Origin of the sequence: Ensifer sp. ENS11 (assembly GCF_014851895.1) — a bacterium.
GTDB classification, from domain to species: domain Bacteria; phylum Pseudomonadota; class Alphaproteobacteria; order Rhizobiales; family Rhizobiaceae; genus Ensifer; species Ensifer canadensis.
In genome coordinates, this window is the sequence record NZ_JACVAN010000014.1 from 97,458 (window position 1) to 109,572 (window position 12,115).

Annotated in this window: 12 protein-coding genes; 4 read left to right on the plus strand and 8 right to left on the minus strand. The window is 64.8% G+C overall.

Annotated elements, in window-relative coordinates; translation table 11 throughout:
- Positions 1 to 34: 34 nt before the first annotated feature.
- The 5 genes from IB264_RS23420 to IB264_RS23440 are packed head-to-tail and all read right to left on the minus strand — an operon-like array spanning position 35 to position 7,326.
- A complete protein-coding gene (locus IB264_RS23420; protein ID WP_038576313.1) occupies positions 35 to 508 on the minus strand; it encodes a GNAT family N-acetyltransferase in 474 nt (157 codons plus the stop codon).
- A complete protein-coding gene (locus IB264_RS23425) occupies positions 505 to 2,574 on the minus strand; it encodes a membrane protein (protein ID WP_025427952.1) in 2,070 nt (689 codons plus the stop codon). The genes IB264_RS23420 and IB264_RS23425 overlap by 4 nt, the downstream gene beginning before the upstream one ends.
- A gap of 10 nt (positions 2,575 to 2,584) precedes the next feature.
- Positions 2,585 to 5,392 carry a DUF4159 domain-containing protein gene (locus IB264_RS23430; protein ID WP_025427951.1) on the minus strand — a complete coding sequence of 936 codons (2,808 nt, stop codon included), beginning with the start codon at positions 5,390 to 5,392 and terminating at the stop codon, positions 2,585 to 2,587.
- Complete coding sequence (locus IB264_RS23435) at positions 5,389 to 6,309, minus strand: DUF58 domain-containing protein (RefSeq protein ID WP_025427950.1); 921 nt, start codon at positions 6,307 to 6,309, stop codon at positions 5,389 to 5,391. The genes IB264_RS23430 and IB264_RS23435 overlap by 4 nt, the downstream gene beginning before the upstream one ends.
- A gap of 3 nt (positions 6,310 to 6,312) precedes the next feature.
- Positions 6,313 to 7,326, minus strand: coding sequence for a MoxR family ATPase (locus IB264_RS23440; protein ID WP_025427949.1), 1,014 nt, complete (start codon positions 7,324 to 7,326; stop codon positions 6,313 to 6,315).
- A 195-nt stretch (positions 7,327 to 7,521) separates the two neighbouring features.
- Here IB264_RS23440 and IB264_RS23445 point away from each other — a divergent pair, with 195 nt between their 5' ends.
- From IB264_RS23445 to IB264_RS23455, 3 genes are read left to right on the plus strand one after another with little or no spacing between them, the layout of a single operon-like run.
- Positions 7,522 to 8,145 carry a DUF1285 domain-containing protein gene (locus tag IB264_RS23445; RefSeq protein WP_025427948.1) on the plus strand — a complete coding sequence of 208 codons (624 nt, stop codon included), beginning with the start codon at positions 7,522 to 7,524 and terminating at the stop codon, positions 8,143 to 8,145.
- The gene (locus IB264_RS23450) at positions 8,142 to 8,774 is read left to right on the plus strand and encodes a CoA pyrophosphatase (protein WP_025427947.1); all 633 of its coding nucleotides are present in this window, start codon (positions 8,142 to 8,144) and stop codon (positions 8,772 to 8,774) included. Before IB264_RS23445 ends, IB264_RS23450 begins: the two co-directional genes overlap by 4 nt.
- Positions 8,771 to 10,030 carry a CCA tRNA nucleotidyltransferase gene (locus tag IB264_RS23455; RefSeq protein WP_025427946.1) on the plus strand — a complete coding sequence of 420 codons (1,260 nt, stop codon included), beginning with the start codon at positions 8,771 to 8,773 and terminating at the stop codon, positions 10,028 to 10,030. Before IB264_RS23450 ends, IB264_RS23455 begins: the two co-directional genes overlap by 4 nt.
- Before the next feature lie 108 nt (positions 10,031 to 10,138).
- Here the strand turns inward: IB264_RS23455 and IB264_RS23460 are convergent, their stop codons facing one another.
- Both IB264_RS23460 and IB264_RS23465 read right to left on the minus strand, forming a co-directional pair.
- Positions 10,139 to 10,444, minus strand: coding sequence for a hypothetical protein (locus tag IB264_RS23460; protein ID WP_025427945.1), 306 nt, complete (start codon positions 10,442 to 10,444; stop codon positions 10,139 to 10,141).
- A 381-nt stretch (positions 10,445 to 10,825) separates the two neighbouring features.
- A complete protein-coding gene (locus IB264_RS23465) occupies positions 10,826 to 11,011 on the minus strand; it encodes a DUF1059 domain-containing protein (RefSeq protein WP_025427944.1) in 186 nt (61 codons plus the stop codon).
- 202 nt (positions 11,012 to 11,213) lie between these two features.
- On the opposite strand from IB264_RS23465, the gene IB264_RS23470 reads away from it, so the two are divergent.
- Positions 11,214 to 11,759, plus strand: coding sequence for an adenine phosphoribosyltransferase (locus tag IB264_RS23470; RefSeq protein ID WP_025427943.1), 546 nt, complete (start codon positions 11,214 to 11,216; stop codon positions 11,757 to 11,759).
- Between the two features lie 6 nt (positions 11,760 to 11,765).
- On the opposite strand, the gene IB264_RS23475 is transcribed toward IB264_RS23470, so the two are convergent.
- Positions 11,766 to 11,978, minus strand: coding sequence for a hypothetical protein (locus IB264_RS23475; protein WP_025427942.1), 213 nt, complete (start codon positions 11,976 to 11,978; stop codon positions 11,766 to 11,768).
- Between the last annotated feature and the right edge of the window lie 137 nt (positions 11,979 to 12,115).

The window sequence follows — 12,115 nt, forward strand, 5'->3', positions numbered from 1 at the left end:
ATCCCTGCGATTTCGACAGTCATTGTGGCCTAAATCAGGAACGGCGCATGCTGAAGACGTCGAGCCGGCTTTCACCCACATCGTTTTCGTCGAGCTGCCAGCCGCCGCGTTGATAGAATGCTCGCTTCTCCGGCAAGGAGCAGAGATGCACGCTCTCGACGCCGGTGGCCAAAGCCGCGTCCGCGGCATGGCGAACGATGCTCGCGCCGATGCCGAGTCCACGAAAGGTCGGCTCTACCCAGACCGCCGCGACCCAGGGACGAAGTGCCGGCCGCTCGTCGAGATCGGATTCGATTACCGATGCGGTGCCGATGAAGGTCGCGCCGCGATGGGCGACGATGGCAAACGGGATGTGGTGGTCGCCAAGGCTTCCGGCAACCAGTTCGGCGATATGGCCAAGCGGAAAGCCACGCGGCTCCCACCAGGCCCGCCAGACACGGTCGGCGATATCATCGGCGAAATAGGGCACATCGCGCAGGTTGCTGATGGCGACGCTCGGATCGGTCATCGACCCTCGCGGTACCAGGTCGCCGATATCAGGAAGAGCAGGACGGCAAGGCCGAAGAGACCGGTAAACAGCGACAGCGAGTTGATGCCCCTGAGCACGGTTTCATCCGTCATGCGCAGCGACAGCCGCTGGTCGTCGGCGACACGGACGGCGCCGCGCACCGGCAGGATCGATGGCAGGTCGATGGCGCCATCGGCACTTGCCAGCCGGCGCACAAGCCCCTTGGTCTTGTCAGCCCAGGGGCGCAGCTTGTCCTCGGTCGAGATCGCCGCCCTGAACTCCGGTGCGTCGACATTGCCGACATGCACAAGCGTCGTCAGTTCGTCGTTGGCGACTTCGAACAGGCCGGTTTCCGTGGTCTTGATTTCGGCGCTGTAAAGACCCGGCTCGCGCTGGGCGAGCGTCAGCTCCTCGGTCTTGCCGGACGGGTAGGTGAGGGTCGCATGGCCGGGGTCACCTTCGATGGTCTGACGGGTGATCTCCAGCGTGCGGCCGGCGGCACGCGCGGTCAGCGCTTCTTCTTCCAGCGCCGGCTCCTGCATCAGCCAATGGGCGGTGCGGCGATAGAGCGAGACGTGCGGACCGCCGCCCTCGAAACCGCGCGCCCAGAGCCAGCCCTGGTCGGACAGCAGCATGGCGACACGGCCCTTGCCGACGCGGTTCAGCACCAGCAGCGGCTTGCCGTCAGCCGCTTCCATCACGGTCTGACCGAGCGGCCTGTCGACGTCGACGGTGCGGAACCAGCGGCCCCACTGCGGCGGTTCGCTTGCCGCACCTTCGAGGCCACGGGTGACCGGATGCTTCTTTCCCTCGTCCGACAGGCGGGGGTAAAAGCCTTTTTCATTCATCACGCCGGTCGGGTTTGCCGGCAGCACGGCCGACAGGGGCGTTGCGGCAATGGAATCGTTGCCGGCATGTTCGGGACCGGCGGCGATCAGCAGCGCACCGCCGTTCTGAACATATTGCGCGATGTTGTCGTAGTAGAGGATCGGCAGGACGCCGCGGTGCTGGTAGCGATCGAAGATGATCAGGTCGAACTCGCTGATCTTGTCCACGAACAGTTCGCGCGTCGGAAAGGCGATCAGTGACAACTCGTTGATCGGGGTCCCGTCCTGCTTTTCCGGCGGGCGCAGAATGGTGAAGTGCACGAGATCGACGGCGGCATCAGATTTCAGCAGATTGCGCCAGGCGCGCTCGCCCGCATGCGGCTCGCCGGAGACGAGCAGCACGCGCAGGTTCTCGCGGATGCCGTCGAGCACATGGACGGCACGATTGTTGGTCTCGGTGACTTCACCGGGGACGCCGTTGACCGCGAATTCGAGAATGTTGTTGCCGCCGCGCGGCACGGTGAAGCTGAAGGGCACGTCAGTGCCGGGCTCGACCACTTCGGTTGCGATCTCGTTGCCGTTGAGGCGGATGGTCACCTGCGCGGTTCCGCCCGGTGCCGCACCGTCATCAACGACGCGGAAGGACAGCTTCTGCTGTTCGCCGACGATGCCGAAACGCGGCGCGCTGACGATCTCGATGCGGCGGTCGAACTCATCCGGCTTGCCGCTGATCAGCCCATGGATCGGCGCGTCGAAGCCGAGCTTCTGGTTGATATCGGGGACGTCGTGGATCTGGCCGTCGGTGATGAAGATCGCACCGCCGACCCGTGCCGGCGGCACATCGGCAAGCACGGAGGTCAAGGCGGAGAAGAGCCGCGTCGATGGCGCTTCGCTCTCTTCGCTGTCGGCAGCCTCGACGATGCGGGTCTCGATCTGCGGGAAGCGCGACAGCCGGTCCTTGAGATCGGCAAGCGCCTTGTCGGTCTGCTCGCGCCGGCCGGCATAGTCCTGGCTCTGGCTGCGGTCGACGACAACAGCGACGATGGTCGACAGCGGCTCGCGCTCCTCCTGGAAGAGGATCGGATTGGCCAGTGCCAGGCAGAAGGCGGCAAGGGCTGCGGCACGCACCCAGGCTCCGCGCACGCCGCGCCAGATGCCAAGCGCAGCCAGAATTGCGGCTGCAACGGCAAGCACCGCCAGATAGGGCCAGGGGATGAAAGGCGAGAAGTCGGCGGTCATCGATCGGCCCTCATTGTCCGAGCCGTTCGAGCAGGGCCGGCACGTGCACCTGGTCGGCCTTGTAGTTGCCGGTCAGCATATACATCATGATGTTGACGCCGGAACGGAAGGCGTATTCGCGCTGCATTTCGTCCGGCGGCACCGTCGGCAGCAGCGCGACGCCATTGGCGTCCACCGCCCAGGCGCCGGCAAAGTCGTTGCCGGTGATCATGATCGGCGTCACGCCGTCGCCCGAGCGCGCTGGGCGGTTGCTTGGCTCTTCGCGATTGTCGAGCTGCGCCTCGATCCAGAGCGGGCTGCCGGTATAACGGCCTGGGAAGTTCGCCAGCAGGTAAAAGGCCTTGGTCAGCACGTGGTCGGTAGGAACCGGCTCCAACGGCGGGATGTCGAGGTTGGCAAGGATCGCCTGCAGCCTCTCGGTGTTGGGGCTGGTGCCACCGGATGACGCGCCGAGCGAGGAGAACTGGTCGCGCGTGTCGAACAGCACCGTGCCGCCGGCGCGCATATAGGCGTCGATGCGGCTGACGGCCTGTGGGCTCGGCATCGGCGCCGAGGCGGAGACCGGCCAGTAGATGATCGGGTAGAACGAGAGCTCGTCCTTGGTGATATCGAGGCCGACGGGCGTGCCGGGCTCCAGCGTGGTGCGATAGGTGAGGAAGTCGGTGAGCCCCGTCAGCCCGCGCTCGGACAGGCGGTCGACTTCACTCTCACCGGTCACCACATAGGCCAGATGCGTGGTGTCGAGGCGCTCGAGAATGGCGGCGTCTTCCGGTCGACTGTCATCGGCCAGACTATCCGGCGGCGAAACGAGAAAGGCGCTTGCCGCCAGCAACAGGACCGCGGTCATGGCCTTTGCTGCGCGCAGCCGCGAGAAGGCCCCGCCCATGAACAACACGATCAGCGCGTCGACGAGCAGCAGCAGCAGGGCCAGTGTGAACAACGCCGGCTTCAGCGACCAGCTCTCGGACCCGGCCAGTTGCTGGGCGGTGTGAGCGCCGGCGGCCGTCATGTCGATCGGCTGCAGCTCGGCATTGCGTGGCAGCAGGTTGAGCGCGGTGAAACCGTCTTCGGAGCCATAGAGACCCGGAGGGTTTTCCGGTGTGGCGACCGGCACCTTGCCGGGGATGACGTCGAGCGGCCGGGCGTTGCCGGTCTCGGCCACGAGCACGCCGTCGGCATTGAGCAGCCGATAGGGCGCGAGCGTCTGCTGTTGCGCCTTGCCCTCGTTGGCAACGCCGCCGCCGCGCGAAAGCTGGACGCTGCGGCGAAGCATTTCGACGAAATCGCCCGAGATCGGCAGGTTCGACCAGGTGGCCTCGGCGCTGACATGGAAAAGGATGATGCGACCGGCGCCGTGAGCTGAGGTCGTTACCAGCGGCGTGCCGTCGGCAAGGCTTGCCCAGGTGCGCTCGGCAAGATCGGAGGTCGGCTCGGCCAGCACCTGCCGCTTGACGAGAATGTCTGTCGGGCGTGCCATGCCGGCAAACGGGCTGTTTCCGGGGTAGTCGGCAAGCGGCTGCGGTTCGGACCAGGACAGCGCGCCGCCAAGCGCGCGTTCACCCTGGCGCAGCGTCACCGGCACGAGCGGATCGTCTGCGGGGGCAGCGGCAAGCCGCGGGCCGGCAAAGCGGATGAGCATGCCGCCATTATCGATCCACTTCGACAGCTTCGGATAAATCTCCTCCGGCAGCCGGCCGATATCGGCCATGATCAGTACGGACGGCTTCTGCTCCAACAGTTCCGGAATGGCGACGGCGAGATCCGTCTCGTGCGGTTCGACGAGATCCGCATAGGGGGTGAGCGCACGGTTGATGTAGTAGAGCGGCGATAGCAGCGGCTGCGACAGGTCGCGGGCCTCGCCGCTCAGCAGGGCGACGCGGCGACGGCGGAAGCCATCGTCGAGCAGATGCACGCTGCCGGCGGTCGCTGCATTCTCGATGCCGATGCGGGCAAAGTCGTTGCGCAGTTCGAAGGGCGCTTCGATGCTGCCCTTGGCAACGCCTTCGCCCGAGGCGAAGGCGATCTGTCCATCGGCGATCGCGCGCCCACGCGTATCGTAGGCGACGATCGGCAGGGTCAGCGCGCCGTCCTTGCGCAGGCGCGTTGCCGTCACCGACATGCCGGTCGAGCCGTTGCTGGTATCGGTCAGCGCTACGGTGCGGCTACCATCGGCCTCGACGACCCGCAGTTCGGCAGCTCCCACGTCAGCAAGCGCTGCCATCGTCTTCTGATCCGCAGCCTCGATGCCGTCGCTGACGAAGGCGAGCGTGCCGGGATTCGTGCCCTCAAATGCGGTTTTCAGCGCGGCTATCGCCTGGGCTCGGTCGACGGCAAGGGGAATGGGGGCGGCAGCGGCAAGCCTGTTGCGCGCGGTTGCTGCCGAGCCTGGCGTGGCGTCGTGCTGGCGATCACCGGTGAAGGCGATGGAGACTGCAAGGTCGCGCGCTTCCGCGTCGTCAATCAGCGTGCTCACGGCATCGACGCGCTGTTCCCAGTCGGTGGCGGTTGCCCAGCTGTTGTCGACGACGATCGCCAGCGGGCCGCCGGTAGCAAGTGTGTTCTGACGCGGGTTCACGACGGGATCGGCGATCGCGAGGATGACGGCGGCCGCCATCAGCATGCGCAGCAGGGTCAGCCACCACGGGCTTTTCGATGGGGTTTCCTCGCGCTTCAACACGGAGGCGAGAATGCGCAACGGCGGGAACACTTCGGCCGCCGGTTTCGGCGGCGTCATGCGCAACAGCCACCAGATCACCGGCAAAGCGATCAGGGCTGCCAAGAGTGCCGGATTGGCGAAGAGGAAGGGAAGGCCGGTCATAGCTGGCCTCCATGCGTAGCGCGTCCTGGCATGCCGGACAGATACATGTGGACGGCAACCAGCGCCTCGGAGGCGGGCCGATCGGTCCTGTGCGGCGTGAAGGTCCAGCCGAGATGGCGCAGCGTGACGCCGAGGCTTTCGCGGCGGGCGAGGTAGGCGCGCTGATAGTCCTCGCGCAGGACCTCGGCGCGGCCGGCCGTCAGTTTCTGGCCGGTTTCCGGGTCGCTGAATTCAGTCCGCCCGGCATAGGGGAAGACTTCCTCCGCCGGATCGGCAACCTCGACGACATGACCGCGCAGGCCGCGGCGGGCGAGCGGGCCCAGCCGCTCCATGATCCTGTCGGTCGGATCGAGAAAATCGCCGATCAAGACGAGATCGCTGGCGCTGCGGATCATCCCCGTCTCGGGCAGCCCTTCGGAGAGCGGGCTCAGCATGATCGCGGTTGCCAGCCGTTCGGCGGCGTTGCGGGCGGAGATCGGCTCCATCACGCCGGGGCATCCGATGCGTTCGCCGGAGCGGGCGAGGATTTCGGCGAGCGCCAGCATCAAGACCAGGGCCCGGCTTTCCTTTGACACCGAACCGAGCGTTGACTTGTACATCATCGACGGAGACAGGTCGGCCCAGAGCCAGATGGTGTGGGCCGCTTCCCATTCGCGGTCGCGCACATAGGTATGGTCGTCGCGGGCCGAACGGCGCCAGTCGATGCGCGACAGGCTTTCGCCGTCGCTATAGGGGCGAAACTGCCAGAAATTCTCGCCGATCCCGCGCTTGCGCCGCCCATGCCAGCCGGAGATCACCGTATTGGCGATGCGGCGGGCCTCGACCAGGCAGTCAGGAACGAGCATCGCGCGCTGCTGCGCACGGGAAAGAACCTCACCAGCGGGGGTACGCGCAACTATGTGCCCGATGGAGGCCATTCTTTATCCCTTGGCTTGCTTCACCAGCTCGGCGACGACATCGCGCACGGTCATGCCTTCGGCACGGGCAGCGAAGGTCAGCGCCATGCGGTGCTGGAGAACGGGCTCGGCGAGCGCCAGAATATCGTCGATCGACGGCGCCAGGCGACCGTCGTAGAGCGCACGGGCGCGGGCGCAGAGCATCAGCGCCTGTCCGGCGCGCGGACCCGGGCCCCAGGCGACGTTCTTGTCGGTGGCGGCATTGCCGTTGCCGGGGCGGGCGGAGCGCACGAGATCAAGGATGGCATCGACCACCTTCTCGCCGACCGGCATCTGCCGGATCAGGCTCTGGATCTGCTGCAGGCGGGCGGCGTCGATCACCGGCCGGGCCGAGGCCTCCGTGACGCCGGTGGTCTCAAGCAGGATCTGTCGTTCGGCGGCAAGCTCGGGATAACCGACGTCAACCTGCATCAGGAAGCGGTCGAGCTGGGCTTCCGGCAGGGGGTAGGTGCCTTCCTGCTCCAGCGGGTTCTGGGTGGCCAGCACGTGGAACGGCTGCGGCAGGTCCTTGCGGGCTCCGGCAACGGTGATGTGATACTCCTGCATCGCCTGCAGCAGCGCCGACTGCGTGCGCGGCGAGGCACGGTTGATTTCGTCGGCCATCAGCAGCTGCGTGAAGATCGGACCGGGGATGAAGCGGAAGGAGCGGTGGCCGGCGGCATCCTGGTCCATCACTTCCGAGCCGAGAATGTCCGATGGCATCAGGTCGGGCGTGAACTGCACGCGGCTGGAATCAAGGCCGAGAACGGTGCCGAGCGTCGCGACCAGCTTGGTTTTCGCAAGGCCGGGAACGCCGACGAGAAGGGCGTGGCCGCCGGACAAAACGGCAAGCAGCGTCTGCTCGACCACGTTCTCCTGACCGAAGATGACCTTGCCGACTTCGGCCCGCACGAGCGCGATCTCCGCGAGCGCGTTTTCCGCCGCGGCAACGATCGCCCTTTCGTCGGTCGCTTCCGTGGCGCCCTTCATCACACTCATGGTCGTACTCCCCGGTCGCCCGTTGTTGAACCGAATCGCCCCGCGGGGGATTTTCAGTTGCCTTATTCCAATTTAGACCCTGGCTGACGGCTGACAAGTCGCCGCAGACGCACTATCTCGTGACAGCATACACGCCGCATCTCGCGACGACATACACGCCTCCGGTGCAAAATCGGGGCCAATCGGGACGGAACGATGGCAGAAGCCGAAATTCAGCGAACCGGGGACGCGGCCGGACTGGCGGCCCTGATCGCGCGTGCGGCCGGCCAGACAGGCGACCGCAAGCGTGGCCTGCCGCCGGTGGAGCGCTGGAATCCGCCGTTCTGCGGCGATATCGACATGGAAATCCGCGCCGACGGCACCTGGTTCTATCTGGGCACGCCGATCGGCCGGCAGCCACTGGTGCGGCTGTTCTCCACAGTTTTGCGCAAGGACGAGGATGGCGTCACCTATCTGGTGACGCCTGTGGAAAAGGTGGCGATCCGCATCGTCGACGCGCCCTTCGTTGCCGTCGAAATGAGCGTGACGCAGGCGGACGGCGTGCAGGTGCTGACCTTTCGCACCAATGTCGGTGACGTTGTCGAGGCCGGGCCGGAGCATGCCCTGCGTTTTGTCATTCATGGCGAGAACCGCGAACTGAAGCCGTACCTGCACGTGCGCGGCCGGCTCGAGGCGCTGGTTTCCCGGCCCGTCATGTACGATCTCGTCGAACTCGGCGAGACCGTGGTGGTCGACGGCGTCGAGATGTTCTGCGTGCGCTCGGGTGGGTCCATCTTCCCGATCATGAAGGCTGCCGAACTGGAAGCGCTGTCGCGATGAACCGGCATCCCTATTCTGCCGACGAATTTCGCCGCCGGGCCCTGACCCAGATGGGCGGGCCAGTGGAAAGCGCGTGGCGGGAACACGGAGATTTCCTGCTCAATCCCAGTATCGTGCCGCATCTTGAAACCCTGCATCTGAAGGATGCGGCCGTGCTGGTGCCGGTGGTCGACGACGGCGAGGATGCGCATGTCATCTTCACCCAGCGGACCGCAAGCCTGCGCAAGCATTCCGGCCAGGTGGCGTTTCCCGGCGGCGCGGTCGACCCGGAGGACCGCTCGATCGAGTCCGCCGCCCTTCGCGAGGCGCAGGAGGAGATCGGTCTTGACCCGCGGTTCGTCGAGACGATCGGACGACTGCCGCACTATATGGCGTTGTCCGGTTTCAAAATCACGCCGGTTCTGGCGGTGGTGCAGCCCGGCTTCGAGCTGGTGCCCAACCCCGACGAGGTCGAAAGCGTCTTCGAAGTGCCGCTGTCCTTCCTCATGAACCCCGGAAACCATGGGCGTGGAAGCGGCCACTGGCAGGGTGAAGACCGGCATTTCTATCGCATGCCCTATGGCGACAGGAATATCTGGGGTATCACCGCCGGCATCGTCCGAATGCTTTATGAAAGGCTTTATGCATGACCTCGGTTGCCGGTGAGAGCTGGTTTTCGGCTCCATCCCTTCGTCGCGTCTTCGATCTCCTGAATGTCGAGGGCGGGGAGGTGCGCGTCGTCGGCGGCGCCGTGCGCAACAGCCTGATGGGGGTGCCGGCCGGCGATGTCGACATGGCCACCACCTGGCATCCAGACGAGGTCGTTGCCCGCGCCAAGGCAGCCGACATCAAGGTGGTACCGACAGGCATCGACCACGGCACGGTGACGCTCGTCATCGACGGTACGCCCTATGAGGTGACGACGCTGCGCCGCGATGTCGCGACCGACGGGCGCCGCGCTGAAGTTGCGTTCGGAACCGACTGGAAGGTGGATGCCGAGCGGCGCGACTTCACCATCAACGCGCTCTACGCGGACCATGAGGGCGAGGTCGTGGACGACGTCGGCGGCCTTGCCGATATTAAGACCCGCACTTTGCGCTTCATCGGCAATGCTGCCGAGCGGGTGGCCGAGGATTATCTTCGCATCCTGCGCTTCTTCCGCTTCTTCGCCCATTACGGCAACGGTCGCCCCGATGCCGATGGCCTGAGGGCCTGCGCCCAGGCGCGTTCCAAGCTGTCGACACTTTCGGCAGAGCGGGTTTGGGCCGAGACGAAGAAGCTGCTTTCAGCCGAGGACCCGGGCCGGGCGCTGCTCTGGATGCGCCAGGCGGGCGTGTTGACCGAAATCCTGCCCGAGACCGAGAAATGGGGCATCGACGCCATTCCGGAACTGGTTGCTGCCGAGAAGGCCTTTTCTTGGGCACCGGATCCACTGCTGCGCCTTGCGGCAATCGTGCCGCCGGATGAAGATCGGCTCGAAGCCATGGCCGCGCGGCTGCGCCTGTCGAAGGCCGAGGCAGCGTATTTTTCGCGCTTTGCGAATGCGCCAGCGCTACCGGCAAAGACTGTGGATGCGGCGCTCGATCGCTTGCTCTACCGCCACGGCGCTGAGGGTATTTCCGTCCGGCTTCGCCTCGCGCTCGCCTCGGCCAGACGCAAGTCCGAAAACGATCCGGCCTTGCTTGCCGAGACGGCGGCGTTCCAGCGCCTCTTGACGCGCACCGAGGCATGGAAGCGCCCGAGCTTCCCGCTGACGGGCGCCGATGTGCTGAAGGCCGGCATCCCCGCCGGGCCTCGCGTCGGCCAGATCCTCGGTGAGCTGGAGGCCCTGTGGGTAGACCGCAATTTCAGTGTCGACCGGGCAAACCTTGTCGCCCGCCTCGAGACGATGGTGCCGCGCGCGTAAAGCGCGTGGCGCGCGACCATGTTAGATGTAGATGACCGATCTTTCCTGGCACCAACTGCCGGTATTGAGCAAGCTGTGGGCTCGTAGAGCGAGGGAGCCGAGAGGCTGTTACTTGGTCGGCCTCACCAGCGAGACGACCCGTGGCTTCGATGGGGCGTCCAGCCATTCGATCCATTTGTCCCTTTCCTCGAGCGTGTCGAAGAACCGCCAGAGCTTGTACTCTTCGTCGGTGGTCTGCAGCATCTCGCCGATGGATACGAGCTCCAGAGGCAGCATTACCTCGTTGCCGTCGAAGCGAATGAAGTAAATCCCTTCGGCAGCGAGGCGAATAACTTGACCCGTGCCGTAACTTCCATCGGGATCGTCGACCGTGAAGTACATGCCGGTCAAAGTGTCAAAAACTTTGTCGTTCATAGGTTCCGAATGCCAGTTAAAAAGAATGAGGGCATGAGACGTTGGCGCAGCCCACCGGTAAACGCAAGAGATCGCCATACAGGTAAGGACAACAGGCCACGTGCTATAGAGCGTGAGCACCGCGCGGGTCAAATCTTCCTTCGCGTCATTGCCATAGCATAGGGATCGGCGAATGCGGTGCCGTGTGCCTCAGATCCAGACCTGGATGACGGTCACGGTCAACTCGGCCTGAAAATCCAGATCGGGCGGCTCGCCGGGACAGACTTGGTCCCTCGCACCGGTTCGATGCGACGCACCATCATTCGGTGTCAGGGCAAACGGCACGCGTCGCGGGCGTTGTCATTGCAAGACCCGCGCGCGTTCGGAGTAGATGTAGTTTCGTCAGGCGGCCTTGGTTTCTTCGACGATGCGGGCCTTGATGTTATCGATCATGTTTTCGCGGATCATCGTTTCACCGTGGGCCTGGCGCATGTGTTCCACCACGCGGCGGACGATTTCGGCGTCGTTATCGGCGCGGGTGTGCCATTCGCACCCCGGGACAAGAGAACCGCATTCAAACAGGCGCATGATGTTCCTCCTTCCGATGTGGGCTCAACGTGAGGCATGCGGCGCGCGCATCTCCTCCGCGTGCCATGGGCCTCAGCGTAGCATCAACCCCCGGCACGACCAAATTGTTCCAGCCATCCGTGCGGCAGAAACCGTTATAGACATGCGGGTCGATGGTGTTATGGGTTTGCGGTAACAAGAGACACAAAGGCCTTCTTTGCCCATGACCACTACCGTTCAATCGGAACTGATCGCCGCCATCCGCAACATTCCGGACTATCCGAAGCCGGGCGTCATGTTCCGCGATATCACCACCCTGCTCGGCAATCCCAGGGCGTTCCGCCGTGCGATCGACGAACTGGTGCACCCCTATGCCGGTACCAAGATCGACAAGATCGCCGGCATCGAGGCGCGCGGCTTCATTCTTGGCGGCGCGATCGCCCACCAGCTTTCCTCCGGCTTCGTGCCGATCCGCAAGAAGGGCAAGCTGCCGCACGACACGGTGCGCATCGCCTATAGCCTCGAATACGGCGTCGACGAGATGGAGATGCACAAGGACGCGATCAGCCCGGGGGAGAAGGTCATTCTGGTCGACGACCTGATCGCGACCGGCGGCACAGCGGAAGCGGCCGTCAAGCTGTTGAAGCAGATGGGCGCCGATATCGTCGCGGCCTGTTTCGTCATCGACCTGCCGGAACTCGGTGGCCGCAAGAGACTCGAGGCGCTCGGCGTCAATGTCCGCACGCTGATCGAATTCGAAGGTCACTGACACCGCTCAGGCGCGGTTGATCGTCGGCAGCATCAGTTGCACCTCGCGCTGCGTTGCCGGCGTCAGTGTTTCCACCTCTTTCCGCCAGAAGGCGTCGGCTTCCGGCGGTTCGTCTTCCCAGCTTCTGATCGAGGTTTCGTTATCGTCGATGGCCACGCGCCGGTGGCCGCCGAGGCGAAGATATTCCTCCGCCAGTTCGCGAACATGGGTCTTTTCCATCGATAGCCCTCCGTTCCTTTCTGTCGAAGTTCCCACGCGTGCTGGCCTTTCGGCCACTGGCGCGGAACTCTGAAGGTCCGAACGGATTTTACGCCCAAATCGTTCCTGATTTAAGGAATAACGGGGACGCGCGTCGT